Origin of the sequence: Mediterranea sp. An20, from assembly GCF_002160055.1 — a bacterium.
Classification (GTDB): domain Bacteria; phylum Bacteroidota; class Bacteroidia; order Bacteroidales; family Bacteroidaceae; genus Bacteroides; species Bacteroides avicola.
This window is the reverse complement of record NZ_NFJV01000007.1, coordinates 26485-51969: the sequence shown is the minus strand read 5'-3', so window position 1 is coordinate 51969 and position 25485 is coordinate 26485. Positions and strand designations below refer to the sequence as shown.

Genomic DNA, 25485 nt, shown 5'->3' with positions numbered 1-25485 from the left:
AATGCGGCGGAAATAGGTAATATCAGCTATCGAAAGGCGAAAAGAAAAAGCCCGAAGAAGCAAAACCGCACTTCTTCGGGCTGATATGACATTGGTATGGATGTGTAACCACACGGGCGTATTGATGAATGGAGGTATTGACGAATAATCGCGCCCACTAACACTTATAAGATGTCATGTTGCTTAGCGACAACCACAATACCTGTCTTTCTTTTCGCCAGTATAGTCTTTCTAAAATGGCATTACGTACACTTGCCGCACTTGGCGTATCAATTCTAAAAGCAAGTGCCACTACCATTGGCAGTGCATACACTTCCAAATAATAACCGTTGGGCAGCCTGATGCGCCTTTCTATTTCGCAAGATTGCAACACTTCGCTCTTATACACGGCTCGGATGGCGGCACGGAGTGTCGGGGCCATTACGTCGAAAAGTTCCACCAATTCCATTTCGCTCATCCATACGCTGGCGGCATCGGACGGTACGGCAATCCTGCCGTACTTGTCCATCGTGATGTTTGTCCGTTCCATAGGCTGTGCGTTATATGGCGAAACGTCCGCTTACCTTGCTCTCGAAAGCAGATATGTCGTTTTCAAGTTTCGTGTTGGTCACCTTCGCGTAAATCTGCGTGGTTGTGATGTTCGTGTGTCCTAAAATTTTGCTCACGCTCTCTATCGGCATACCGTAATTGAGAGCCAAGACAGCGAAGGAGTGGCGGCTCAGGTGGAATGAAATCGGCTTTTTTATCCCGCATTTCTTCGCCACAGCCTTGATGCGCTTGTTCACCATGTCAAGCGAGCCGATGTTGAACAGCCGCTTGTCTTTCCTGAACGGCTCGTAACGCTTGATAATCTGCATGGGGATGTCCATCAGCTTGATTTGGAACGGTACGCCCGTCTTTTGGCGTTTCGACACAATCCACGATGCGCCGTTCATTTCAACAATGTTGTCGGTGGTCAGGTTCTTGATGTCCGTGAACGAGATGCCCGTCCAACAACCGAACAGGAACAGGTCTCTTGCCAGTGCAAAGTTGGGATTGTCCAGCTTGATTACGCCCAGTGTCCGCATCTCGTCTTCCGTCAAAAAGCCACGCTCCTTGTGGTCGGGGTCCACGTGGTACATCGCAAACGGGTTTCTCGGTATCTTTCCGTTGTAATGTGCAGTGGTGACGATGTGTTTCAACGGTATGGAGTATATCCACACGGACGATTGCGCCAGCCCGACTTCATTGCGCAGGTACAGGCAGTAGTCACGGATGAAATCCTCTGTCAGTTCGTTCATTGCCATGTCCGTCCGCTTGTATTGCCGCTTGATGAACTCCGCCACGTATTTGCGGACGGTCAGGTACTTTTGGTACGTGCGTTTGGAGCGGTCTTTGCCCACCCGTTTGGCGAATGCCTCGTTCTCCTTGTCAAAGGCACGCAACAATGTCTCATACTCCATGCCGATGCCCTGATAGGCATTGCGCACCATTTCTGCCGTGACAAACGCCTCGCGGTCGGAAAGCCGCTGGTAGTGTTTCGTTATCTGCGCCTTGATGTTGTCAAGGGCATAGTTTACCGCCACCGCCTCACGGCTCTTTCCTTTCGCCTTGTTGCCTTTGGCATCCCAAAGTTCCTTCGAGATGCGCTGCTTGCAACTGAACTGCGCGATGGTTCCGTTGATTGTAACCCGTCCCATGATGGGGACAATTCCGTTCTTTTCCTTGCTTCCGTTTACATAGAAGACCGTCTTGAAAGTGCTCCGCATAATCATTCTTTTTGTTTGGTGCAAAATTAGTTTATGGGAGTTGTAAAGGCAGAATGTAAACCTGCGCAGAACGCAGAAATAGAGCCTGTTAGCGTTAAATATGCATTGGTGTCGGGTAATGATTTGGAAGTGCATCTGCTGCTGCAATCTTCCTAAATCCGTTTTCCCGACCTTATGCCGTTCTGTGCCACTTGAAGCCAAACTCTCTGACAGTCAAAGAAAATGCTCAAATCTGCTTATTTTTGCTCTTTATCCTATTATTTTTCGGAAAAATATTTCTATTTTTGCCCTTGTTTTTATATATTATATACTGAAAGATGAACTATATACAAACTGAAATTGATGGTGTATGGCTGATTGAGCCTAAAGTATTTGCTGATGCCCGTGGTTATTTCATGGAAACATTCAAAGAAGAGGAATTTCGTCAGCAAATAGGTGATGTGCATTTTGTGCAGGATAATGAGTCCAAGTCAACATTTGGAGTCCTTCGGGGGCTTCATTACCAGAAAGGAGAGTTCAGTCAGGCAAAGTTGGTGCGTGTGCTTCGTGGCAAGGTGTTGGATGTAGCGGTGGATTTGCGCCGTTCGTCACCTACATTCGGTAAACATGTCAGCGTCTTGTTAAGTGAAGACAACAAACGCCAATTTTTTATTCCTCGTGGTTTTGCGCATGGATTTCTTGTATTGAGTGATGAAGCGGTGTTCACCTATAAGGTTGACAATTATTATGCTCCTCAGGCTGAAGCATCCATCCGTTTCGATGACCCGGAGTTGGGCATTGACTGGCCGATAGCTGAGGAACAAATGGTACTTTCGGAAAAAGACAGGAGCGGAGTGGCATTAAAGGATGCTTTCCATTTCGAATGACCATGAAAGCCGTGTAGGAAGGAATGCAGGCTGATGACTTTGAAAGATGCCGGAAATGCTCCGTATGGGGTAATTTTTCTGTCCTGCATGCAATAAAACAACATCTCTGTGCTTTCCCCGTCGTTTCTGTCGGGGCAGGCACAGAGATTTCTGTCTTCAGTATTTGATATATACTGATATGTTATGACTTCCTTGTATTTCGGCGCCGGTTTCCTCCGTTGCCGTTTTTCCGTTTTCCGTTACTATTCTTGCGTCGTTCGGCAGGGCGGTATTCGGGGGCTTCACCTACTTCGGGAGGCAGAGGAATTTTATAGATGTCTTTGCCCAGAAAACGCTCGATGCCATGAAATTTGGTTTGTTCCTGCTCATTGACAAAGGTTAGTGCCACTCCGTCATTATTGGCACGCGCAGTGCGTCCTATACGGTGCACATAATCTTCATTGTCGTGAGGTACATCGTAGTTTATGACCAGGCGTATGTCGTCGATGTCAATGCCGCGTGCCACGATGTCCGTAGCTACTAATATGTTCACCTGTCCTGCTTTAAACCGGTACATCACGTTTTCACGTTCTGCCTGCTCCAAGTCACTGTGCATCTCATCAACATTCAGGTTCATGCGTTTCAGTGCCTTGGTCACTTCTTTTACTTTCAGCTTAGAGGAGGCAAAGATAATGACACGCTCGGGCACTTCGTCTGCGAAGAGGTTACGTATAATGCCTAATTTCTGACTTTCGCGACATATATAAGCAGCCTGTACGATTTTGTCGGCAGGTTTTGATACAGCCAACTTTACCTCTGCCGGGTCGTGTAAGATATTCTGTGCCAGTTGTTGTATCTTGGCAGGCATGGTAGCCGAGAACATTACTGTCTGTCTGTCTTTGGGCAGGTGACTCACAATCTGCATGATGTCGTCATAGAACCCCATGTCCAGCATGCGGTCGGCTTCGTCGAGCACAAAGAACGACACGCGCGATAAGTCAACATACCCCAGACTGAGGTGTGCTATCAGTCTTCCCGGAGTGGCAATCACTACATCGGCACCCAGTGTCAGTCCTTTCTTCTGCTGCTCGAACAGAACGCCGTCATTTCCTCCATATACAGCTACTCCTGACACGGGGAGGAAGTAGGAAAAGCCCTGCATCTGTTGGTCTATCTGTTGTGCCAATTCGCGTGTAGGTGCCATAATAATGCAGTTGATAGAGTCTTCAGGATACCCACCTTTCGCAATCTTGTTCAAGATGGGTAACATATAGGCAGCAGTTTTGCCCGTGCCTGTCTGCGCTACAGCTATCAGGTCACGTCCCTCCAGAATAATGGGGATAGATTTCTCTTGTATGGGTGTACACTCTTCAAAGCGCATGGCGTCCAGTGCTTCCAGCACCTGCTCGTCCAAGTTCAGTTCAGCAAACTTCATAAGGTTCAAATTACGGGGCAAAGTTAGTGAAAGTTTTGCAGAATGTCAAGTTCGAAAGCATTCCGGTTGGTGTTTTTGCGGGAAAATGTAGAATAAATCTATATGTTAATGGGAGCAAACGGCTTCATAGAGACGTTTTTCTGTTTTCTCTTTTCATTTTCTCGCAGTCAATATCTTTAGTCTGCTGTGTATAGGAATCCGGTGTGTAGTGTTGTAGTAAGACAGGAAAATAAAAATCCCCATAACTTAAGAGTTACAGGGACTTTCTTATAGTAAAGTAATTGAATTTACTTGCTCAGGGCCAGAGCCACGTTAACAGCGCAAGCTACAGTACATCCTACCATCGGGTTGTTACCGATGCCGAGGAAGCCCATCATTTCTACGTGTGCGGGAACTGATGAAGAACCTGCGAACTGAGCGTCTGAGTGCATACGACCCATCGTGTCGGTCATACCGTAAGAAGCAGGACCTGCGGCCATATTGTCCGGGTGCAGAGTACGACCTGTACCGCCACCGCTGGCTACGGAGAAGTAGGGCTTGCCTGCCAATACACGTTCCTTCTTGTAGGTACCTGCTACCGGATGCTGGAAGCGTGTAGGATTCGTAGAGTTACCTGTGATGGATACGTCTACGTTCTCATGCCACATGATGGCTACGCCTTCACGGACATCATCGGCGCCATAGCATTTTACCTTGGCGCGAGGACCGTCAGAATACGGAGTTTCCTTCACGATATTCAACTTGCCGGTGAAGTAATCGAACTGAGTCTGCACATAAGTAAAGCCATTGATGCGGCTGATGATCATAGCAGCATCCTTGCCCAAGCCGTTCAAGATACAGCGCAGCGGATTCTTACGAACCTTATTGGCCATTTCAGCAATCTTAATAGCACCCTCGGCAGCAGCAAATGATTCGTGGCCAGCCAAGAAAGCGAAGCATTGTGTTTCTTCGCGCAGCAGACGGGCTGCCAAGTTGCCGTGTCCCAAACCTACCTTGCGGTCATCGGCTACAGAACCGGGGATACAGAAAGCCTGCAGACCGATACCGATAGCTTCGGCTGCATCGGCAGCATTCTTGCAGCCTTTCTTCAAGGCAATGGCACAACCTACTACGTATGCCCACTTGGCGTTTTCGAAGCAGATACCCTGCGTCTCCTGACAAGTCAGATACGGGTCAAGGCCTGCGGCGTCACAGATAGCGTTGGCTTCTTCAATGTCTTTGATACCGTTTTCGTTCAATGCAGCGAGTATTTGCTTGATACGACGGTCTTGGCTTTCAAATTGTACGGGTCTTATCATAATCTGTATCCTCCTTATTCTTTACGTGGGTCAATGTATTTTACTGCACCTTGTTCGGGTTTGAAGCGTCCGTACGTGCCGGTTACGGCTTTCAGAGCTTCGTTGGCATCCTTGCCGGCTTTCACTTGTTCCATGAACTTACCCATGTGAACATATTCATAGCCGATAACTTGATTGTCGGCATCGAGAGCCATACGGGTAATGTAGCCTTCGGTCAGTTCCAGATAGCGTGTACCCTTGGCCAGTGTACCATAGAGGGTGCCTACCTGACTGCGCAAGCCCTTGCCCAGGTCTTCCAATCCGGCACCAACCATCAAACCGCCTTCAGAGAAAGCAGACTGGGTACGGCCGTAGACAATTTGCAGGAACAGTTCGCGCATGGCCGTGTTGATGGCGTCGCACACCAGGTCCGTGTTCAGTGCCTCGAGGATAGTCTTGCCCGGCAGGATTTCCGATGCCATGGCGGCAGAGTGAGTCATGCCCGAGCAACCGATGGTTTCTACCAGGCATTCCTGGATAACGCCTTCCTTCACGTTCAAGGTCAGCTTGCAAGTACCCTGCTGGGGGGCGCACCAACCCACACCGTGAGTCAGACCTGAAATGTCAACGATTTCTTTTGCTTTTACCCACTTGCCTTCTTCGGGGATGGGAGCCGGTCCGTGGTTAGGACCTTTCTTCACGACACACATGTGTTCGACTTCGTGTGAATAAATCATAATCAGCTCTAATTAATTAGTTAGTTATAATCGATATACAACATATATGTTGTTTTCTCATTCTTCGTGTAACCGTCTGCAAAGTTAGCGTTTTTCTTTTTATTTTGCCAATATTGTGCAGAGCTTTTTATGATTAAGTAACGAAGTCGGAGTAGTAAACCTCAATTTGAGCGACGTAACCCTTAACTTTAGCAGCGTAACCCTTAACTTTAGCCACGTAACTGTGACTTTTACGCTTCTTTAATCTGTATGGCCGCATTCGATATGATAGCTGTCAGTCCTCCGGTAGTGATGCCTGAAGAGAAGATGCTGCGCCATGTTTCCGGTAGCTGGCACAGGATGTCCGGCACCAGTTCTACACTCAACCCCAGCGAGAAACTGAGAGCCATCACCAGAGTGGCTTTGCGGTTGATAGGTTGGGAAGCGATGATGCGTATGCCTGCTGCCGCTACGGTTCCGAACATCAGCAAGGTCGCTCCTCCCAAGACGGGTTCGGGCATCAGCGAGAAAACCAGTCCTACGGCGGGGAAGAGTCCCAGCAGGACAAGAAATCCCGCTATGTAGTAACCCACGTAGCGGCTGGCTACGCCCGTCAGCTGTATCATGCCGTTGTTCTGGGCGAAGATGGAGTTGGGGAAAGAGTTGAGCGCACCTGCCAGCATGGAGTTGAAACCGTCTGCCAGGATGCCTCCTGAGGCACGCCGTATGAATCTTTCGCCCTCTACCGGTTCGCCGGAGATAAGAGAGTTGGCGGTAATGTCACCGTATGCTTCAATGGCGGTAATCATGAAGATAAGTCCCAGCGAGATAAAAGAGGAGAGGCTGAAATCCAGTCCGTAGCGGAAAGGCATGGGGAGGTTGATTCCACCGTAACTTTGGATGGAAGAGAAGTCGACCATACCCATGCACCATGCCACGGCATAGCCCGTCACCAGACCGATGACAATGGAACTCATGCGCAAATATCGGTTGTTGCTCCGGTTGAAAATGATGATGAGCACGAGCACCAAGGCTGCCAGTCCTACATGCCGTAGGCTGCCGAACGTGCCGTCGGCCTGGGCAACGGCGCCTCCTCCGCAGGCCGTGATGCCTACCTTAATAAGACTCATGCCGATGAGTGTCACCACAATGCCCGATATGAGCGGGGTGATGATGCGTCGCGTGTATTTCAGCAGGCTGCTGATAATCATCTCGATGCTGGAAGCTGCCATGCAGGAGCCGAATATCAGCGGCAGGCCTCCTGCCATGCCGGCGCTGATGATTGGCCCGATGAATGAAAAACTGGTGCCCTGGATACACAGCAGGCCTGTTCCGATGCAGCCGAACCGGCGGCATTGTACGAAGGTGGAAATGCCCGATGCCAAGAGCGCCATAGACACTAAGTAGCCGGTGGTCTCAGTATCCAGTTTCAATGCTCCGGCAATGATGAGGGGCGGTGTGATGATGGCCACGAAGATGGCGAGCAGGCTGCAAAGAAAGCTTCTTTGAAAGGCGGCCGGTCGTTCAACCCATATATCAGTCCGTTGTCGGCAGAAGGATGACGTTCTTCCATATAGGCTTCAGCGGATTTTTATTTCACAATTGTCCAGGCTTTCGATAATGGCCAGCGATTCCACGTGTATGCCCAGTTTGCGCAGTTCGTCTCCGCCATGTTGAAACGCTTTTTCGATGATGAAGCCCATGCCCGCCAGTTCGGCACCGGCTTGTCTGACCAAATCTATCATACCCTTGGCTGCGTTTCCGTTGGCCAGAAAGTCGTCGATGAACAACACTTTGTCGCCCGGGCAGAGGAAGTCGCGGCTGACACATACTTCATAATTGCGTTGTTTGGTGAAAGAGTAAACCGAGGTGACCAGCATATTCTCCATGGTGCTGGGTTTCTTTTTCTTGGCAAACACCACCGGTAATTCCAGCAGGTATCCCACCATGATGGCCGGTGCTATGCCGCTGGCTTCGACAGTAATGACCTTGTTGATTTCTGCCGATGCAAAGCGTTTGACAAATTCCACCCCGATGGACTTCATCAGGATGGGGTCCATTTGGTGATTGATGAAGTTGTCTACTTTCAGTATGCCGCCGGGGAAGCAGCGGCCGTCTTGCAGGATGCGTTCTTTCAGGATCTTCATATCTCTTTGCTGTTTGATGTGTGCGTGGGGAGGTTATTCTGTCAGCACTTCATTGCCCGTTTCTGTAATGAGAATCATGCTTTCCCATTGGGCGGAATCAGAGCCGTCGTCGGTGAAGACAGTCCATCCGTCTTCTTCATCAATGCAGACGTCATATCGCCCGGCGTTAATCATAGGCTCGATGGTGAATGTCATGCCCGGTACGATGAGCATGCCCGTGCCTTTTTTCCCGAAGTGTTCCACGTCGGGTTCTTCGTGAAACTTGATGCCGCATCCGTGTCCGCACAAGTCGCGCACCACACTGTAGCCATTTTTCTCGGCATGTTCCTGGATGGCTGCGCCAACATCTCCCAAGCGCGCCCACGGTTGGGCGGCCTTGATGCCGATGTCGCGGCATTCGCGGGTGACTTCTACCAGCCGGCGGCGTTCCGGGCTGACTTCGCCGATAAGGAACATGCGGGAGGCATCGGAAAAATAGCCTTTATAAATGGTAGAAACATCCACGTTGACAATGTCTCCGCTTTGCAGGCGCACATTCGGGCTGGGTATTCCGTGGCACACTATATCGTTGATGCTGGTGCATACGCTTTTGGGGAATCCTTCGTAGAGGAATGGGGCAGGGATGGCATCGTGGTCGGTAGTGAACGCATAAACCAGATGGTCGATTTCTGCCGTAGTCATGCCTTCGTGTATGTTTTGGGCAATATAATCCAGCAAGGCTGTATTGATGCGGGCGCTTTGCCGGATGCCTTCCAGTTGTTCTTCCGTGCGGAGCAAATGGCGTTGGGGCAGTCTGGCTCCTTCTTTGCGGTAACGCTGTATCTTGTTTTCCACTTCGTCTGAATATCCTTTGGGAGTGAAGCGGGGCTGATGGATGAACTTTTTCATTTGTCTTTTTTGTCCTTTCTTTTTATTCTTGTTTGGCTTCCTTGCTCTTGAAAAAAGAAGCCGTTATGTTTTAAAATTGGACAAAATTAGCCAAACTGAAGAAAATAGCCAAATATTCGGCCTTTATTGTGAAACATGCAGATGTTTTTCTCCTTTTTCCTTTCCGGACAGGGGGATTTTAAACACTCCGGCCGGGGAAACAGATGACGTGCCTGCTGATTTTACCGGCTGTTTCTCGGTAGAAAAACTGCCAAGCGCTTAGCAGCAGACTTCCCAAGGATAAGCAGTCGGCTTCCCAGCGCTTAGCAGCAGACTTCTGGACTATAAGAAGTAATATTCTTGATTATCAGCGTAATGTGACCTGCATTCCCTTTTCCCTTTTGGCAGCAGGTAACGGGTGTGTCAAAACGGAGGTTAGTTTTGCCGGAACCGAATCATTGTCCACTCTTTATCTTGGCAGATACGGATTGTTTTCAGCCCCAGTTTTTCTGCTTCTTGTGTCAGGAGGGGCACATCGGCATCGTAGAATCCGCTTATCAGCAATTCTCCGCCGGGCACCAGCCGCTCTACGTACTGATTCATGTCTCTGAGCAAGATGTTTCGGTTGATGTTAGCCAGAATGACATCAAACGGTCCCATATCCTTCAAGACAGAGGCGTCTCCCTGCCGCACGCAGATATGGTCCATGTGGTTCAGTGCAATGTTCTCCAGCGAGTTGCGCACACACCATTCGTCAATGTCCACCGCCTCGCAATCGGCTGCCCCCCGCATCTTGGCCAGGATAGCCAGGATGGACGTGCCGCACCCCATGTCCAGCACGTGTTTGCCAGTCAGGTCTGTTTCCAGCAGTTCGCTCATCATCAGCCCCGTGGTTTGGTGGTGTCCGGTCCCGAAGGCCATTTGCGGGTTGATGACAATGTCGTAGTCGGCTTGGGGTACATCGTGGTGGAAAGTGCTGTGTACTACGCACCTCCCTCCGCCTATGACGATGGGCTGGAAGAAATTCTTTTCCCATTCTTCGTTCCAGTCGCGGTCTTCGGCTTCGCTCCAACTATAGGAGATTTGGGTAGCGGCTATGGGGAAGTCGACCAAAGCCTCTTTCAGTTTGTTTTCGTCATAGTCGGCTGCCTGGATGTAGGCTGCCAGTGTTCCGTCTTCCTGCTCCACAAAACTTTCAAAACCTGTTTCTCCCAACACGGCACAAAGCACGTCGCTGATTGTTTGGTCTGATGGTTCAGCCTTGAAGATAAATTCCAAATACTTCATAAGATTATAGTGTTTGATTCATTAATTACTACGATAGTTTGTTAAATTGCTGGCTCATTTAAGGCAAATGGTATACAAGTGAACCAAAAAATGACTATCTTTGTTTAGCCTATGCAAAGGTAGGCAATATGTTGAACGAATAAAAGTAGAAGGATATGAAAAAGATTGTTTTTTTATCGCTGGTAGCCCTGTGTCTGCCGTGGACATTGGCGGCTCAGAGTGTGGTAGACGACCTTTACTACGTGCCTTCCAAGAAAGAAAAGGCTGAGCAGAAGAAAGATAGGCCGAAGAATGAGACCGTGGTAGTAACCCCGGCCGATGAAGTCGTGGTAAAATCCAATACTCCGATGACGGTGCATGCTTCGGACGGACAAACAACTGTGGTGGTGCGCGATGCCAAGGGAAATACGCGCGATGTAGATGAATATAATCGCCGGTATGAGGCATCGGACTACGATTTCACGGCACAGAATGATACTCTTTACATCGATGAAAAGCCATACGACGGGCTGGACGGTGAGTGGGTAGGCGGAGAGTTCGAAGGCTCTGCAGATGACTACGAATATGCTACGCGTATCATCCGTTTTCGTAATCCGCGTTACGCCATTCCTATCAGCAGTCCCTTGTATTTCGATGTAGTTTATGGACTGAACACGTGGGATTGGAATGTGTATTACGACGGATTCTATGCGTATGCGTTCCCGACGTTCACCAATCGCTTGTGGTGGGACTGGCGTTTTAACTCCTACGGCTGGTGGGGCTATCCTTATTATGCCTGGGGCTGGAGTTGGAACAGTTGGTATGATCCCTGGTATTGGGGAGGAGGTTGGGCTTGGCATCATCCTCATTATCATTACCCGCATTATTGGGGGCCTGGCTATTGGGGACCACATTATTCTCACTGGGGAAATGCCTATACGGCTCGCCGTTCTTATTCGTCGCGCAGGAGCCTTTCTACGGGACGCCGTACGTCTATCATCAATGGAGGAAGTGCACGCCGTACTTCGTCGGTGCGCCGCTCGTCGACAGGCACGAACCGCCGGGTGGTAGGCACTCGCAGCTCAACACAGCGCAGAAGTTCGGCTACTACCCGTACCGGAGTGTCTTCATCTGTTCGCCGCTCTGGCACCTATACTCGTCCAAGCAATGCTTCTACTATTCGTAGAGGAAGTTCTACAGGAACAAGCCGGGTAACAACCAGACAAGGGAATACCTCCGTGCGCCGGTCTTCTGCCACTTATAACCGGGGTTCAAGCACTTCTACGCGGAATAGCATGTATAATAATGTGCGCCGCAGTTCGGGCAATTCACGTTCGTATAGCACTCCTTCGCGCTCCAGTTCATCGCGTTCCAGCATTTCTACGGGAGGCAGTTCTTTCCGTTCGTCAGGCGGCGGTGCGCGGGGTGGAGGTGTAAGCCGATCGTCCGGTGGCGGTTCGAGAAGAAGATAAGCACGCCTGCGGGGAGAGTCTGATCTTTTTAATGGTTAATGATTAAATAGGCTTTATTCATTAGCCATTAATCATATATTATCAATTTAATTCTGACAGAAGATGAAAAAAAGACCTTTGATTTTTGCTTGTGCGCTGCTGATGGCAGCCAGTGCAGGCGCGCAATCCATATATGATGCCGTTAATGTGACTCAGAAAGACTTGAACGGAACAGCCCGTTTCGTGGGGATGGGAGGAGCCATGGGAGCTTTGGGAGGAGATATTTCTACGATAGGCACCAATCCCGCCGGCATAGGCATTTTCCGGAGCAATGATGTGATGACTTCTTTCGGTTACTCTATCACGGGTACCGAAAGTGATTATGCGGGAGTCAAGTTTGAGAACGATAAGGCACGGTGGAGCTTCGATAATATCGGTGCGGTGATTTCCACTAAAATCGGCAACGTGACCCCATTGCGTTATGTCAATTTCGGATTCAATTATCATAAGACAAAGTCTTTTTATAAAAACATGACGATGTCGGGGCTTATGGGGAGTGTGCAGATGGCGGACGGAAACTGGACGCCTGTGTCGCAAGTACGTTACATGGCCCAACAGGCTACCGATATGGGATTTTACGGGAATGAGTTGGCATCGGATGAAATCTATCATAATATAGATGCGGGTTGGCTGGGAATTATGGGATACCAAGGATGGCTGACCGATGCGGGAGGCAATGGAAATATCTTCTATCCATACGTACCTTCCGAAGCCGATGCTTATTTCCATTCGCAGGAACGTGGCGGGATAGACCAGTATGATTTGAATGTGGCTTTCAATATAAATGACCGCTTTTACTTGGGATTTACAGTCGGACTATATGACGTGGATTATAGCAAATATACTTTCTATGATGAACGTTACTCCTCACAGGGAACGGATGGGACTGCTTACCAGGAAGGTTATTCGCTGGAGACTTTCAAGAGTATTCACGGTTCCGGTTTTGATGTAAAGCTGGGGGCGATTATCCGTCCTTTTGAATACTCTCCCTTGCGTATCGGATTGGCCGTACATACACCTATCTTTTATTCATTAACTTATACTACAGGAGCACTCCTTACTCCCGATATCTATTTGACGGACGACAATACCGGTGAGGAATTTCTGCCTGATGTGGTAGATACATACAGCATCTTGGGTGGCAGGGACATGGATCGGGATTTCAATTTGCAGACGCCGTGGCTGGTGAATGCCAGTTTGGGGTATACGGTAGGCAATGCCTTGGCTTTGGGGGCGGAATATGAATATGAAAATTATTCTGCCATGAAATTCAAATATCCCGATGGTGGCGGGGAAATGTCGACAGAAACCAATGAAGCAAAGAACAACCTGAAAGCTGTCCACACTTTGCGGTTGGGTGCCGAATATCGTCCTATATCGGCTTTTGCCCTGCGTGCTGGTTATAATTATTCTACCGCTGTCTATGAAGAAGGAGCTTTGAAATATCTGCCGACCAATGCCTTGGACACGGATACTGATTTTACCAACAGCCAGTCGATGAATACTGTGACTTTAGGTATCGGTTACCGTTGGTCGTCTTTTTATATGGATTTGGCCTACAAATTCCTGACCTATAAAGCCGATTTCTATCCTTTCTTTAACGAAATGTCCGAGAATGCAGCCAATGATTATATCATTACGGGCAATGAATCTGCATTTTTGGTTACGCCGGAGGCTACGACGGTGAAGAACACGCGGAGCCAGGTGCTTCTGACCCTGGGCTTCCGTTTCTGATTGCCGGTCCGGTATCATAACATAAATTACGCGAATCATGCCAAACCTCTTTCTGGTAGTACGGGGAGCGGAGGGCATATTCGCGTAATTTGTTATTATCCATGTTCATGGGCGTGTCTTGCAGTTGGCTGCTTACCAATACCATGCGATACCGAATGAACAAGGCATTACATCGGGACCTTTGTCTTTCTGGAAGAAACTATATGTATTGTAACGCAGGTAGAATCCCAAGTTGCCGTATCCGGCTTGTGCCAGAAGGCTGACGCCTACAGGGTTGACATACATTCCTTTTCCTACCCGTTTCTTTTTGCTGCCGTTGATGTGCGAGAACGATTTTACACCGTGCCGTATCTCAAATTCCGGACCGAAGTTGAAGAATATCAGTCGGTGGCGCGAGAGTCGTTGTTGCCACTCCAAAGTGATGGGAATGCGGAAAAAGAAGTGGCGCAGGCGGCTGTGGCTGTAGCGGGTATTTTCATCGCCAACAGAGAACGCACTTCGCCCGTTCTCTTTCACCAATGCCACGTTTCCGTCAATATTGAATGAGCGGTAACCCCAGCTGGTTCCAATATTGAATCCCCAGTGAGGATTCTTTTTGAAGTTGTGGTAGACAGAAAGAAAGTTGAATCCGAATTCCCACGACTGGGACAAGTCTTGCGGGAAGTGCTTGCTGCCACCGAACCCTAAGAATTGGTCTGTCATCCGTGTGAAGCCGATGTACAAACCTGAGTTGTGCGGTTCATACGAATTCTTTCTCTTCTTTTGGGGGATGAATGGCAGCGCATCCAGAAAGGCGTTGGGTCGGGATTCTTCTTTTTCCAGATAGATGCCTTCGTAGATTTCCACTTCCTGAGGCGTTTCATCTTCGTTATTCACCTGTTCTTCGTAAATGCGGATACGCAGATTTCCCTGTCCTTTTCGGATGATGACAGAGTCTCCGCGTGCTTCCACAGTAGCTCTTTGGGGCATTTCCGGTTCTTGGCCGAAAGCGGGGAGGCAAATGCTTGCCACGAGCAGTCCCGCAAGGATGTTTTTTGCTTTCATAGCTTTGTTATTGCTTTGTTGTTATGATGAATGATTATTTTCTGTAATGTTTTGGGGTTGGGAGATGTCTCTGCATTTTACTTTTTATATAGCATGTCCATCAGTTCTTTTTCATTCAGCCCGCCTTCTATGTAGATAAGGGTAGCCGTTGTGTTCTTTCCCCGTTTGAAGAGAATGTAACGTTGCAAGGTTTTCCCTTGCCGCCGGACGTTAGTCAGTTGGTAGTAGGCACTCATCAACAAGCCGTTTTCTGTCACTTCTTGTCGTTTTTTGACATTGGCCGATTGGGCATCTCTTTTCAGACAGTCTTGTATCTCTTGTACAAAAGGAGTTACATCGTCGAATACCAGACTTCTGTAAGTATTCATGTTATAGCTATCCAGTATTTCTCCGTTCAGTTCCACGCGTGTCACGCTTTTTTGTTCTCCATACCGGTCGAATAGCCGGGTGGTTTGCAAATCATCCTGCGCGTATAGGGTGAGAGCGTTGAGGAGCAGGAGCAGGACAGCGGTCAGTTTGAGGTAATCTTGTTTCATACGCTTGGTAGTATGTAGGTCAGGGTTCTGTAGAAAATAGTAAGTCATTGAGTTCTTCTTGCGAAAAGCCAACATTGTGCAGGGCCTCGCGTGCCTTAGCCTGTACCAAGGCCGGGTCGGTATAACGTTTGCCATCGATAATTACAAAGTTTTCCGCATGGCTTGTTGGAATCAGCAGGCGACTGACGCCCACGCAAAGCAGAATGCCTGCAGCAATGCTTCCTGCCATGCGGAGTATGGAGCGCAAGGGAGTTTTACGGCGTGTGCGTGTTATTTCCTTGCTATGACGATGCTTTTCCGCTTCCTGGTCCAGATAGACAAAAAGTGGTCGGTATATAGCCAGTCGGGGAGGAACTTCTTCGTGGGTGAAGAACCGGCGCAAGGCACGCTCTTCCTCGCAGGAGGTGTTCCCGTCGAAGTATTTTTCTATGAGTTTGTCAATTTCAGTCATATCTTGTTTCTCCTTTCTTGGGTAATGTTCAGATAAGTTTCTCTCACCCGTTTTCGGGCTCGTGAGAGGTTGCTTCGTATGGCTTCAGGGCTGCACCCGGTGATTTGCGCTATCTCTTCAGTCTCGTATTCTTCTATGTCCTTCATCCGTAAGATAGTCTGTTGCAGCGGGGGGAGCGAGTGAATAATGGCGTGCATCAGTCTCATTTCGTCCTTGGCCTCCAGATACCGGTCGGGCGATTGCTCATCGGTGGCATTCAGCGCATCGAGCAGAGAGGTGGTATCGGTGTGCCTGGTTCGGAGAAAATCGATGCTTGCATTTCGTACCATTGTGAAGACAAAAGCGCGCAGGTTATGGCATTGCTCCAATTCTTCCCGACGGTTCCATAGTTTGAGCAGTACATCCTGTACCACGTCTTCGGCATCGTCCGCTTCTCCCGTCAGTTTACGTGCCAAGTGCAGCATCGGCTGGCGGAGTGGTTCTATCTGTATTTTGAATGTTTCGATTTCCATTTACATCTATATGACGAACAAGTGGGAGAAACGTGACATGGGTAGGGTGAAAAAAATATGAAAGTCTGCCGGAGGCATAAAAAAAGGATGCACCCCGTGGCACATCCTTTTTCCTATTTACATCAGTAAGTCTGAAATTACTTCTTGAAGTAGCGGTTATACAGACCCTCGAAGCCTTTACCATGACGAGCTTCGTCTTTGGCCATTTCATGAACCGTGTCGTGGATAGCATCCAGGTTCAGAGCCTTGGCGCGAGTAGCAATGCGCTTCTTGTCTTCGCAAGCGCCGCATTCAGCTTCCATGCGCTTTTCCAGGTTGGTCTTCGTATCCCAAACGCAGTCACCCAGCAGTTCGGCGAACTTAGAAGCATGTTCAGCCTCTTCCCAAGCGTAACGCTTGAAAGCTTCGGCAATTTCAGGATAACCTTCACGGTCAGCCTGACGGCTCATGGCCAGATACATACCTACTTCGGTGCATTCGCCCATGAAGTGGTTGTTCAGGTCCTTAATCATCTCGTCATCGCAGCCTTTGGCTACACCGATAACATGTTCGTCGGCAAATACCAGTGGGCCGTTTGCAGTTTGTTCTTCAACTTCTACAAATTTGCTGGCGGGAGCTTTACACAGAGGGCACTTTTCGGGAGCGGCGTCGCCTTCATATACATAACCGCAGACAGTACATCTAAACTTTTTCATGTTCTTTTCTCCTTTTGAATTAGTTAGTTAATGAGTTTATTCTATTTAAACGCTTTTCTTCTATACATTGTTTACAGATACCTTTATAATAATGGTGGATTTCCTGTATTTGATGTCCTTCGCGTTCCATTTCTCCGGGATGCGAGTCGCTGGGCGTAGGAGCCAGGTCGTAAATCCGTCCGCAGCATTTGCACAAGAAATGGGCATGCGGGGTAGTGACGGCATCGTAGCACGTATTTCTCCCGTCTATGGTCAGAGTCTGTATCGCTCCGTGTTCGCTCAGCAGTTTCAATGTATTGTAGACAGTTGTCTTGGAGAGCGTGGGGATGGAGGGCGACAAAGCCACATAGATTTCATCCACCGTCGGATGCGTGCGATGTTCCATCAGGTAGCCCATGATGGCTATCCGCTGTACGGAGGGCTTTACGTGGTGGGTTTGCAATCGTTCTATAACATCCATTGGTTCCAGGTTTGTAATTATTACATTTTTAATTTCGTTGCAAAGAAAAGGCTTTTATTTGAGATGTGCAAATGTTTGGGAGTTTTTTTCTGTGTTTTCTTGAGAGTAGCTTCAATTTCCCTCTGAACCCCTTCATTTATTCCTTTTTCCAACGCAATATCCCCGCATCAAAAGTCGGCTATACAGATGCTGTCTGATTTCAAGCTATTAGAAGCTGACTTCCAAGCTATGGGCAATCTGCTTCCAAGGTATCGGAAAGAACCGGTGGAAAAATGACTTTCGGATGCAGTTTGCAATAGAAAGGCTGCGGACTGGTTGTATGGCTTTCATTGCCGACAGCTTGTGTATGTGGGCGAGTTTTCGTACCTTTGTGCCAGCGATTTAGAAACAGATGATGGGAGATGCTTAAACTTTGGCCTTGCCGGTTTGCCCTTCCGTCGATTAAAAAAATGAATGTTTATGGCAACAACAACGGACGACAAGAAAATCATTTTCTCGATGGTGGGCGTTAGCAAGACCATCCCGCAAAACAACAAGCAGGTGCTGAAGAATATTTATCTCTCCTTTTTCTATGGAGCGAAGATAGGCATCATCGGTCTGAACGGATCGGGTAAGTCGACATTGATGAAGATAATTGCCGGATTGGATAAATCGTATCAGGGTGAAGTAGTGTTCTCCCCCGGCTATACAGTGGGCTATTTGCCGCAGGAGCCTTATCTCGACCCCGCAAAAACAGTGCGTGAAGTAGTGATGGAAGGCGTACAGCCCGTGGTGGATATTTTGCAGGAGTATGAGGAAATCAACCAGAAATTTGCCCTGCCTGAATATTACGAGGATGAGGAGAAAATGAATCAGCTCTTTGCCCGTCAGGCTGCCTTGCAGGATCAGATTGATGCCACCGATGCTTGGAACCTCGATACCCGTCTGGAGCGGGCTATGGATGCTCTCCGCTGTCCGCCCGGCGACCAACCTACGGCACACCTTTCGGGCGGTGAACGCCGACGCGTGGCCTTGTGCCGATTGCTGTTGCAGAAGCCTGATGTGCTGTTGCTGGACGAGCCTACCAACCACCTCGATGCCGAGTCTATCGACTGGCTGGAGCAACATTTGCAGCAGTACGAGGGTACGGTGATTGCCGTTACACATGACCGTTACTTCCTGGATCACGTGGCGGGATGGATTCTGGAGCTGGACCGTGGTGAAGGAATCCCCTGGAAAGGTAATTATAGCAGTTGGCTGGAGCAGAAAACCCGCCGTATGGAGATGGAGGAGAAGGTGGCCAGCAAACGCCGCAAAACACTGGAACGTGAACTGGAGTGGGTGCGCATGGCTCCCAAGGCCCGCCAAGCCAAAGGCAAGGCTCGTTTGAATTCGTATGACAAGCTGCTGAACGAGGATGTGAAGGAGAAGGAAGAAAAGCTTGAAATCTTCATTCCTAATGGTCCGCGTCTGGGTAATAAGGTTATCGAAGCCCGTCATGTGGCAAAGGCTTACGGCGAAAAGCTCTTGTTTGACGATTTGAACTTTACTCTTCCGCCCAATGGAATCGTGGGAGTCATCGGTCCTAATGGGGCAGGCAAGACTACCTTGTTCCGGCTTATCATGGGACTGGAGCAACCCGACCGGGGAGATTTTGAAGTAGGCGAAACGGTGAAATTGGCTTATGTGGACCAGCAGCATAAGGATATTGATCCGGAAAAAACGGTCTATCAGGTCATCTCGGGTGGTAATGAGTTAATTCGGATGGGAGGACGTGACATCAATGCCCGTGCCTATCTTTCGCGTTTCAACTTTTCGGGAGCCGACCAGGAAAAGAAGTGCGGCGTATTGTCTGGTGGTGAGCGCAACCGTTTGCACTTGGCCATGGCACTTAAGGAAGAGGGCAACGTGCTTCTGCTGGACGAGCCTACCAACGATATTGATGTCAATACCCTTCGTGCTTTGGAAGAAGGTCTGGAGGACTTTGCCGGCTGTGCTGTTATCATCAGCCACGACCGCTGGTTCCTCGACCGTATCTGTACGCATATTTTAGCTTTCGAAGGCAATTCGAATGTATTCTTCTTCGAAGGTTCATATACGGAATACGAAGCCAATAAGCTGAAGCGTCTGGGGCGCGAGGAACCGACACGGGTACGTTACAGAAAACTGGAGTAATATATCTGACCAATTCATACAAGAAAAACGCGGATGCAGCTGAAAAGAACAGTGCATCCGCGTTTTTCTTGCGTATAGTGTGCATGACAGAAGCTATTCTGTCACCTTCCATTCCCATGCGCTTTCTTCGTAAGTGGCTTCGACCTGTGCTTCTGTCTTGTCGGGAAGGTTGCAGAAGAAGTCCAGTCCAGTTTGTGCTTCTAGTTCGTCTATGTTTATGGCGTGAGCCTGGATAAGTTCCACGGGAGCCTGATGGTCATTGCTATATCCATAATCATCACGGTGTTCTACTAAGAACCCTATTGCTTGATAGTCTTCTCCTTGTTTGGCAAGTATGGCCATAAAGTAATAGGCAGGGCAGGCCAGGCCGTGGTTAGTCAGTCCGTCGGCATCCGTTTGAGGCAGGCGGCCATCGGCAGCTTTTTGCGTACCGGTGAAGTTTGTCAGCAGGTGATTCAGGGTACCTCCTTTGGTGACATATACATGTTCGTAGGCACCGGAGCGTGCCCATGTTTGCAGGAGTTTCTCGAAAGTCACCCAATAGCCTCCGTTGAAGGAAGTCATCTGCGGGCTGATGTTAGTGTAGTAGAAGGTCTGTTCGTTGGCTGTCCGGTTATAGACTCGGTCTTCTGATGCGCAGAGATGTCCTTTGTCGAAACCGTCGCTCTTGTGGTCACTTTCCTGTGGACTGGATGAGATAAAGGGGTCGGGCATCCAGGTATTGGTTCGGTTTACATTTTTCTGGCAGGTCTCGCTGTCGAAGCTAAAAGCCACCCAGGCGGCATGTCTTTTGTCTTCTACCCATTCGAGGGCGTAGTTTAATATTTCCTGTCCGCGGAAAGAAACCGTGTGTTCCACGTACTGATTTTCTGCATCAAGATGGGGGATGGAGAGGTCGGTGGCAAAAGGGTGAGCTTCGTCGGCCTCGTTAGCGTTGGCATTGTCTTCGTCATCTCCAGGCGGGATAATCGGTTCTTCTTCATCGGGGGGAGTGACAGGCGGTAGCGTTTCTGTCGGATCGTCTCCGCTGCAGGCTGCCAGCAGGGTCAGCAGGCAGAGGGAAAGCAGTAGGGATTTCAGTGGTGTCATATTCGTTGTCAATTAGGTTATGGGTGAAAAACAGCCCCGGGAGGAATACTTCCGGGGCTGTCTGTTTGAGATAGGTTCGGCTTACGATATACGCTGCAGCGAGTTTTCTACGTATTCAAACTGACCTTGGCCAACCACCTTATATTGGATGGTGTAGGTCACAGTGGAACCGTCGTAAATACCAAAATTGATGGTGTAGGTCACATCCATGCCTTCTACCGGAGCTGCATTGGGATAGAGTGCTTCCAGAGCGTGCGGGAAAGCTTCGGGCAGACGTTCCCACATCAGGGCGCTGATTTGTTCGCCTGTCATGTCTGGATAAGTTCCCTGACCTTGCCATGCATTGATACGGAAGTCGAAGTTATTCTGATAAGCAGAGCTGCCGAAATAATATTCGTTATTTCCGTATGAGGTCACGTATTCCGGATAATTGTCGGCTACCCAGTCTACGATGGCCTGATAGAAGGTGGCCGATTCGGCGATGTTGCGTCCTACTTCCAGTGTGATGGTTACACTGGGATCATAGGTCCATGCAGAGCCGTTGAGTCTGTAGGGGCGTGTTTCTTCGCGGACAAGATCACAGTATGTCCATCTACCCAGCGAGTCGCTGTAGATATACTGTTCGTTATCTACGGAATTGGCTCCATCGTAGCGGCGGAAGATAACCGTACAAGTGTCTCCGTCCAGAGCATAGCCTCCGTGTTTGGCCAGATACTGGGGCAGATAGACCTGACTGGGCGTGTCATCATCGAAGTTGTAGTGGTCACCCGGAGCGCCCATCTCTTCGTAGTCGGCCATGGAGAGGCAGATGGCGTGGTTGGAGTTTTCAAATTCATACCAGCCGTTGCCCGTGTATTCGTAGAGGGCAAAGCGCATTTCAGTTTCTACAGGTGCTGCGATTTCGTTGGCCACCATAACGTTGTCTATCTGATAAGTAGTGGTACGGCGGTTGTCGCTGCTTCCGTTGCCCACGTAGTGGAAAGCTACATAAAGGGTCTGACCGGCATAGTCGTCCAACGGCATGATGCCTGCCGATGCCATTGTGCCGTAGCCGCTGGCAGGTTCTTGGGGCAGGTTAAATTGCGAGGTGACATCAGTCCACGTAGCAGTGGCGGGATTGCCTGCGAAGTCTGTGCTGACAAGCACGGAGAGGCAGTCGGCGTTCCAGTAGCCCACACATACATCAAATGCCAGGTTCAGGCCAGTGCTGCTGATACTGATGGCAGGTGTTATGAGCCAGCCCTCGGCTGCACCCTCAGCACCATTGGCACTGAACTGTACGTATTTATTATTGCTGTATTCGCGTACAGCCCATGCTTCGCCCGAGTTGTTTACGTACCAGCCGTCGATGGCGTCCACATCGCCCTCTTCCAAGTCCTCGAAGTTCCAGCTGGCGATGGTTTCGCCGCGTGAAGGCACTCCGTCTTCACTATATTGGTATTCCACCATCACCAAGTCGTCCGTCTTAGGTTCGGGGTATTTGGCGTTAAGTATGCGGTACATACGTCCCACATTGCTGGCGTTGAGGAAGTTGGCATTATTATAGCCTTCGCCGTAGATGACGGTGTAGTCGTCTTCCGTCAGCACATCATAGGGGATGTCCTGGTAATGGGGGTAGATGGTTTTAAAGCGGTATGTCAGGTTGGCAGATGAGCCTGCATCGGCGGTGAAATAGGTTTCAGCCAGCCAGGCGGGCAGGTAGGTGTCGGGCATATCGTTGGCCGAGAAATACTTATTGGTGCCCACGTTGCCGCCTATGGTTTCATAGTCGGCATCGGTCAGGGTGTAGACTATGTTGGTCACGTTGTCAGGGATGACATTGCTGTCATAGCCAGGGAAGTTATCTTCGTTGTAGTCGCAGCCCGTCAGCAGAAGGGCAGCGGCACACAGGCTGTATGTAAGTTTTTTATTCATAATAGTGTCTCTTAAGGGTTAGAAATTGAACTTCAGTCTGACGGAGTAGGTACGTCCGAATCCGTAGAACACGGTGCTTTCCTCCCACGTGCTGCCGTCCCAGGCATCGGCGATGTATTCCTGGTCGAACAGGTTGTTGATGTTGCCGCTGAGAGTGGCGCGCACTTTACCGAAATCGAAGGTGTAGCCGGCGTTGAGGTCGAATACGTGGTAAGAGGGTACTTGCCAAGGTTTGTCCACGATGTATTCTTCGCCGGGCAGGGCATTACCAGCTTCGATGTCATAGTCGGCGAAGAGACGTGCTGCAAAATTCCAGTCGAGGCCGATGCGCAGTCCTTCCATCGGACGTACGGTAATGCCCAGTGCTGCGGTGGTTTGTGCGGAGCCACCCACGCTGACCTTATCCATACGTATCTTGTAACGGTACTGTTCGGCATTGCTCATGTCAGATACTACTTGACCGTCGGGACCTGTTACCATCTGACCTTCGGAGTTGAAGTAATATCCGGTGGCCAGTCCGTCCCAGCGCCAGTCTCCCCATGAGAACATACCGTCTACGCTCAGCCAGTTTGTGGGTCGGTAGTTGAAGTCGAACTCTATACCCATGTGTTTGGCATTGGCTCCGGTCATGTTCAGCACGTAGCGGTCGCCATCGCGTCCTGTGCTGCTGTCGTAGAGGCTCTTATCCATCCATTGTGTGTAGTAGGCGTTAAGGTTAGCAGCGAAGGTATGGCTGCGGAATCCGTATCCTACTTCAAATGACATCACTTTCTCGTTGAGGGCATCCGGGTTACGTTCGTGGGAGTTTTGGGAATTGATGAACGAAGTATCGAACATCGGAGCGCGGCTGATAAAGCCTGCATTAAAGAATACGTTGTGCTTCTCTGTCAGGTTGTAGTTGATACCTCCTTTGATATTGCCGCCTAAGTAGTTCTTTTTGCCGCTCTTGGCATGGTCGGCATCGTAGTAGAAGCGGTCGTAGCGCCAGTATCCGGTATTGGACAGTCCACCAGCTACGAAGGTAGAGATCTTGTCACGGTTGTATTCCAGTTGTGCGAAGACACCTTCGGACATGACGTAGCCATCGTAGTCGCGGTAGATGACGTCGCCTACACCGAGCTTCTGGTTACGGAAAGCAGGGTCGTTGGCGGCGGCGTTATTGGAGGCCAGCACGTTGTCGCGGTTACTGTCCACGTAGTATTGGCCACTGAACAGGTCGGTGATGATATTTTGGTGCAAACCTTTGTAGTAGCGGAAGTCGATGCCGCCGTAGAAGTCGAGATATTCGCCGAATTTGGTTGTGTAGGTGGAGAGTAGTCCGTACCACTCGTGGTTGTTCATGCTCTTGGCCATGATCATCTTCGAACCGGTGTTGCTTGCGGCGTTCATTTCGTCAATGGCATCGTAATCGAAGGTGCCGTCAGGATGACGGAAGTTGTTGTTCACCAGTCCATTGCTGGCACCATACCACAAACTGCGATGTTCGCTGTCACCGTTTCCACTGTAGCCGTTCCCTCGTCCTATGGAGGCGTAGAGGGCAGTACTCAGACTGGACTTGGAGTTGATTTGCCAGAGGTGGTTCAGTGAAATCTGGGGTTTGTGATAGGAATTGCGGCTGGAGTTAAACACCTGTCCCTTGCGGTAACCGAAAGTGGGATTGTAGCGGTAAGGGCTCTGTTCGCCCATGTATTGCTGTACGCGTTGCCATTCTTTGATGGAGAGGGCGTTGTTGTAATTACGTTGGTTGTGCCACTGCGGGGCTCCGAAAGCCGATAATGAAATCTGGTGGTTATCGTTGATACGCTTGGAGATGCTGGCAAAGTAGTTGTATCCTTCGAACTCAGTACCCTGAATGTAGCCGTTACCCCAAGTCTTGCCACCCAGCAAGGTGAAAGCCCAGCCATCTTTGGAGAGACCGGAGTTGACGGTGAAGAGCAGTTTATTGTAGCCGTCATTACCCATGGCATAGGATACGGAACCGCCTTTCTTGGCTTCAGTGCCCAAGGTAATGATATTGATAGATCCGCCGACTGCAGGCGATGACACCTTTGAGGCACCCAGTCCGCGCTGCACCTGCATGGTGCGGGTTACATCGCTCAGGCCTGCCCAGTTGCTCCAATATACCTTTTGGTTTTCCATACCATTCATGGGCACACCGTTGATCATTACTGCCACGTTTTCGCTCTCGAAACCACGGACACGGGTATTAGCATCACCGTAACCGCCGCCGTCTTTAGTAACGTAGACGCCGGGGGTGGACTTCAGCACTTCGGGAAACTCCTGCGTGCCCAGTTTTTCCTCAATGAAGGCTGGCCCAATGGTAGACACGGCAACAGGCGTCTTGCGGTCGATGGCTATGGTAGAGGTGACAACCACGTCTTGCAGCATCACGGCATCAGGCTGCATGCGGATGACGCCCAGGTCTTTTTCGTCACGGTCAAGTGTGTACCGATGTTCTTTGTAGCCCACATAGGAGAATACCAGCGTAGCGCCGTGCGGGGCATTCTGTGTGAAGTTGCCGTCCACATCGGTCACGCTGCCTTGCTTTGTGCCTTCTATCAGGACGCTGGCGCCGATGAGCGGTTCGCCCGTTTCGGCATCGACCAACTGGCCCCGCACCGTGACGGTCTGCGCATAGGCCATGAGGCTACCCACGCACAACAGGGCTGTCAACAGGAAATGCATCAAATGTCTTTTCATACTTTCTGTTTTAGGTGAATAATAAATGAATAGATAGTGTTAAACAGGGTTTAATATCTGTTTCGTAGTGCAAAGATACGCAATATACTTCAAATGTATGTTACAAAAGCATGACTATTTGTGGAGAGGGGATGTTAAATGTAAGCCCTTGTTTAAATTTTCCTCTTTTAGGATTTATATTCAGCTTTCTTTGAGCCTCTTTCCGATCACTTTTCCCAGCATACTTCGTCACGTAGCCCGCTACGCTCCTCAGTACACTGGAAAATATCCTTGGAAACAACACTCAAAATAAAGCTGAGCAAAATTTAAACAGGCTCTAAGGGAAAGAAGAGGAATAGTCATATACAGACACGGGTATATGTCAATAGATAAACATATACCCGT

At 49.5% G+C, this 25485-nt stretch carries 22 protein-coding genes and 1 pseudogene; 5 read left to right on the top strand and 18 right to left on the bottom strand.

From position 1 onward, the window contains the following. Nucleotides 1-157: 157 nt before the first annotated feature. Both B5F34_RS05655 and B5F34_RS05650 read right to left on the bottom strand, forming a co-directional pair. The gene (locus tag B5F34_RS05655; RefSeq protein ID WP_087335990.1) at nt 158-529 is read right to left on the bottom strand and encodes a hypothetical protein; all 372 of its coding nucleotides are present in this window, start codon (nt 527-529) and stop codon (nt 158-160) included. A gap of 10 nt (nt 530-539) precedes the next feature. After that, on the bottom strand, nt 540-1748 hold the full coding sequence (locus B5F34_RS05650; RefSeq protein ID WP_087336134.1) for a site-specific integrase: 1209 nt from the start codon (nt 1746-1748) through the stop codon (nt 540-542). A gap of 317 nt (nt 1749-2065) precedes the next feature. Between B5F34_RS05650 and rfbC the strand changes: the two genes are divergently transcribed. Further along, entirely contained in the window at nt 2066-2614 is a 549-nt protein-coding gene (gene rfbC / locus B5F34_RS05645; RefSeq protein WP_087335989.1) for a dTDP-4-dehydrorhamnose 3,5-epimerase, read from the top strand. 181 nt (nt 2615-2795) lie between these two features. Here rfbC and B5F34_RS05640 read toward each other — a convergent pair whose 3' ends face one another. The 6 genes and pseudogenes from B5F34_RS05640 to map all read right to left on the bottom strand — a co-directional run bounded on the left by B5F34_RS05640 (nt 2796) and on the right by map (nt 9056). After that, on the bottom strand, nt 2796-4028 hold the full coding sequence (locus tag B5F34_RS05640; RefSeq protein ID WP_087335987.1) for a DEAD/DEAH box helicase: 1233 nt from the start codon (nt 4026-4028) through the stop codon (nt 2796-2798). A gap of 287 nt (nt 4029-4315) precedes the next feature. Continuing rightward, nucleotides 4316-5326 carry a GGGtGRT protein gene (locus tag B5F34_RS05635; RefSeq protein WP_087335984.1) on the bottom strand — a complete coding sequence of 337 codons (1011 nt, stop codon included), beginning with the start codon at nt 5324-5326 and terminating at the stop codon, nt 4316-4318. Nucleotides 5327-5340: 14 nt separating this feature from the next. Beyond that, entirely contained in the window at nt 5341-6042 is a 702-nt protein-coding gene (locus B5F34_RS05630; RefSeq protein WP_087335982.1) for a hypothetical protein, read from the bottom strand. 230 nt (nt 6043-6272) lie between these two features. After that, nucleotides 6273-7594, bottom strand: a pseudogene (locus B5F34_RS05625) (nucleobase:cation symporter-2 family protein). A gap of 7 nt (nt 7595-7601) precedes the next feature. Further along, nucleotides 7602-8168, bottom strand: a complete 567-nt coding sequence (gene xpt / locus B5F34_RS05620; RefSeq protein WP_087335980.1) for a xanthine phosphoribosyltransferase — start codon at nt 8166-8168, stop codon at nt 7602-7604. Nucleotides 8169-8201: 33 nt separating this feature from the next. Beyond that, nucleotides 8202-9056 (bottom strand): type I methionyl aminopeptidase, encoded by an 855-nt coding sequence (gene map / locus B5F34_RS05615; RefSeq protein ID WP_087335978.1) that lies wholly within the window; start codon nt 9054-9056, stop codon nt 8202-8204. Between map and B5F34_RS17305 the strand changes: the two genes are divergently transcribed. Then, nucleotides 9043-9318, top strand: a complete 276-nt coding sequence (locus B5F34_RS17305; RefSeq protein ID WP_140392966.1) for a hypothetical protein — start codon at nt 9043-9045, stop codon at nt 9316-9318. The two genes, map and B5F34_RS17305, sit on opposite strands and share 14 nt — an antisense overlap. Before the next feature lie 152 nt (nt 9319-9470). Here the strand turns inward: B5F34_RS17305 and prmA are convergent, their stop codons facing one another. Continuing rightward, a complete protein-coding gene (gene prmA, locus B5F34_RS05610) occupies nt 9471-10322 on the bottom strand; it encodes a 50S ribosomal protein L11 methyltransferase (RefSeq protein WP_087335976.1) in 852 nt (283 codons plus the stop codon). Nucleotides 10323-10477: 155 nt separating this feature from the next. Between prmA and B5F34_RS05605 the strand changes: the two genes are divergently transcribed. Beyond that, complete coding sequence (locus B5F34_RS05605; RefSeq protein WP_087335972.1) at nt 10478-11773, top strand: hypothetical protein; 1296 nt, start codon at nt 10478-10480, stop codon at nt 11771-11773. A gap of 102 nt (nt 11774-11875) precedes the next feature. Next, nucleotides 11876-13546 (top strand): hemin receptor, encoded by a 1671-nt coding sequence (locus B5F34_RS05600; protein WP_087335970.1) that lies wholly within the window; start codon nt 11876-11878, stop codon nt 13544-13546. A gap of 132 nt (nt 13547-13678) precedes the next feature. Here the strand turns inward: B5F34_RS05600 and B5F34_RS05595 are convergent, their stop codons facing one another. The 6 genes from B5F34_RS05595 to B5F34_RS05570 form a co-directional block, all read right to left on the bottom strand. Beyond that, on the bottom strand, nt 13679-14590 hold the full coding sequence (locus B5F34_RS05595; RefSeq protein WP_087335967.1) for a hypothetical protein: 912 nt from the start codon (nt 14588-14590) through the stop codon (nt 13679-13681). 77 nt (nt 14591-14667) lie between these two features. After that, nucleotides 14668-15126 carry a DUF6108 family protein gene (locus B5F34_RS05590; RefSeq protein ID WP_087336133.1) on the bottom strand — a complete coding sequence of 153 codons (459 nt, stop codon included), beginning with the start codon at nt 15124-15126 and terminating at the stop codon, nt 14668-14670. Nucleotides 15127-15145: 19 nt separating this feature from the next. Next, the gene (locus B5F34_RS05585; protein WP_087335964.1) at nt 15146-15577 is read right to left on the bottom strand and encodes a hypothetical protein; all 432 of its coding nucleotides are present in this window, start codon (nt 15575-15577) and stop codon (nt 15146-15148) included. Then, complete coding sequence (locus tag B5F34_RS05580; protein ID WP_087335962.1) at nt 15574-16089, bottom strand: RNA polymerase sigma factor; 516 nt, start codon at nt 16087-16089, stop codon at nt 15574-15576. The genes B5F34_RS05585 and B5F34_RS05580 overlap by 4 nt, the downstream gene beginning before the upstream one ends. 137 nt (nt 16090-16226) lie before the next feature. Further along, nucleotides 16227-16784 (bottom strand): NADH peroxidase, encoded by a 558-nt coding sequence (locus B5F34_RS05575; protein ID WP_087335960.1) that lies wholly within the window; start codon nt 16782-16784, stop codon nt 16227-16229. 19 nt (nt 16785-16803) lie between these two features. Continuing rightward, nucleotides 16804-17244, bottom strand: coding sequence for a transcriptional repressor (locus B5F34_RS05570; protein WP_087335959.1), 441 nt, complete (start codon nt 17242-17244; stop codon nt 16804-16806). Nucleotides 17245-17703: 459 nt separating this feature from the next. Here B5F34_RS05570 and ettA point away from each other — a divergent pair, with 459 nt between their 5' ends. After that, complete coding sequence (ettA, locus tag B5F34_RS05565; RefSeq protein WP_087336130.1) at nt 17704-19398, top strand: energy-dependent translational throttle protein EttA; 1695 nt, start codon at nt 17704-17706, stop codon at nt 19396-19398. 93 nt (nt 19399-19491) lie between these two features. Here ettA and B5F34_RS05560 read toward each other — a convergent pair whose 3' ends face one another. From B5F34_RS05560 to B5F34_RS05550, 3 genes are all read right to left on the bottom strand, one after another. Continuing rightward, nucleotides 19492-20487, bottom strand: a complete 996-nt coding sequence (locus B5F34_RS05560; protein ID WP_087335957.1) for a DNA/RNA non-specific endonuclease — start codon at nt 20485-20487, stop codon at nt 19492-19494. Between the two features lie 81 nt (nt 20488-20568). Then, the gene (locus B5F34_RS05555; protein WP_087335954.1) at nt 20569-22401 is read right to left on the bottom strand and encodes a choice-of-anchor J domain-containing protein; all 1833 of its coding nucleotides are present in this window, start codon (nt 22399-22401) and stop codon (nt 20569-20571) included. Between the two features lie 18 nt (nt 22402-22419). Beyond that, a complete protein-coding gene (locus B5F34_RS05550) occupies nt 22420-25101 on the bottom strand; it encodes a TonB-dependent receptor (protein WP_087335951.1) in 2682 nt (893 codons plus the stop codon). Nucleotides 25102-25485: the final 384 nt, after the last annotated feature.

Bases quoted from the DNA above. Each gene is read 5' to 3' on its own strand.
- B5F34_RS05655 (WP_087335990.1), bottom strand. From the start codon at position 529: ATGGAACGGACAAACATCACGATGGACAAGTACGGCAGGATTGCCGTA.
- B5F34_RS05650 (WP_087336134.1), bottom strand. From the start codon at position 1,748: ATGCGGAGCACTTTCAAGACGGTCTTCTATGTAAACGGAAGCAAGGAA.
- rfbC (WP_087335989.1), top strand. From the start codon at position 2,066: ATGAACTATATACAAACTGAAATTGATGGTGTATGGCTGATTGAGCCT.
- B5F34_RS05640 (WP_087335987.1), bottom strand. From the start codon at position 4,028: ATGAAGTTTGCTGAACTGAACTTGGACGAGCAGGTGCTGGAAGCACTG.
- B5F34_RS05635 (WP_087335984.1), bottom strand. From the start codon at position 5,326: ATGATAAGACCCGTACAATTTGAAAGCCAAGACCGTCGTATCAAGCAA.
- B5F34_RS05630 (WP_087335982.1), bottom strand. From the start codon at position 6,042: ATGATTTATTCACACGAAGTCGAACACATGTGTGTCGTGAAGAAAGGT.
- xpt (WP_087335980.1), bottom strand. From the start codon at position 8,168: ATGAAGATCCTGAAAGAACGCATCCTGCAAGACGGCCGCTGCTTCCCC.
- B5F34_RS17305 (WP_140392966.1), top strand. From the start codon at position 9,043: ATGAACTTTTTCATTTGTCTTTTTTGTCCTTTCTTTTTATTCTTGTTT.
- map (WP_087335978.1), bottom strand. From the start codon at position 9,056: ATGAAAAAGTTCATCCATCAGCCCCGCTTCACTCCCAAAGGATATTCA.
- prmA (WP_087335976.1), bottom strand. From the start codon at position 10,322: ATGAAGTATTTGGAATTTATCTTCAAGGCTGAACCATCAGACCAAACA.
- B5F34_RS05605 (WP_087335972.1), top strand. From the start codon at position 10,478: ATGAAAAAGATTGTTTTTTTATCGCTGGTAGCCCTGTGTCTGCCGTGG.
- B5F34_RS05600 (WP_087335970.1), top strand. From the start codon at position 11,876: ATGAAAAAAAGACCTTTGATTTTTGCTTGTGCGCTGCTGATGGCAGCC.
- B5F34_RS05595 (WP_087335967.1), bottom strand. From the start codon at position 14,590: ATGAAAGCAAAAAACATCCTTGCGGGACTGCTCGTGGCAAGCATTTGC.
- B5F34_RS05590 (WP_087336133.1), bottom strand. From the start codon at position 15,126: ATGAAACAAGATTACCTCAAACTGACCGCTGTCCTGCTCCTGCTCCTC.
- B5F34_RS05585 (WP_087335964.1), bottom strand. From the start codon at position 15,577: ATGACTGAAATTGACAAACTCATAGAAAAATACTTCGACGGGAACACC.
- B5F34_RS05580 (WP_087335962.1), bottom strand. From the start codon at position 16,089: ATGGAAATCGAAACATTCAAAATACAGATAGAACCACTCCGCCAGCCG.
- B5F34_RS05575 (WP_087335960.1), bottom strand. From the start codon at position 16,784: ATGAAAAAGTTTAGATGTACTGTCTGCGGTTATGTATATGAAGGCGAC.
- B5F34_RS05570 (WP_087335959.1), bottom strand. From the start codon at position 17,244: ATGGATGTTATAGAACGATTGCAAACCCACCACGTAAAGCCCTCCGTA.
- ettA (WP_087336130.1), top strand. From the start codon at position 17,704: ATGGCAACAACAACGGACGACAAGAAAATCATTTTCTCGATGGTGGGC.
- B5F34_RS05560 (WP_087335957.1), bottom strand. From the start codon at position 20,487: ATGACACCACTGAAATCCCTACTGCTTTCCCTCTGCCTGCTGACCCTG.
- B5F34_RS05555 (WP_087335954.1), bottom strand. From the start codon at position 22,401: ATGAATAAAAAACTTACATACAGCCTGTGTGCCGCTGCCCTTCTGCTG.
- B5F34_RS05550 (WP_087335951.1), bottom strand. From the start codon at position 25,101: ATGAAAAGACATTTGATGCATTTCCTGTTGACAGCCCTGTTGTGCGTG.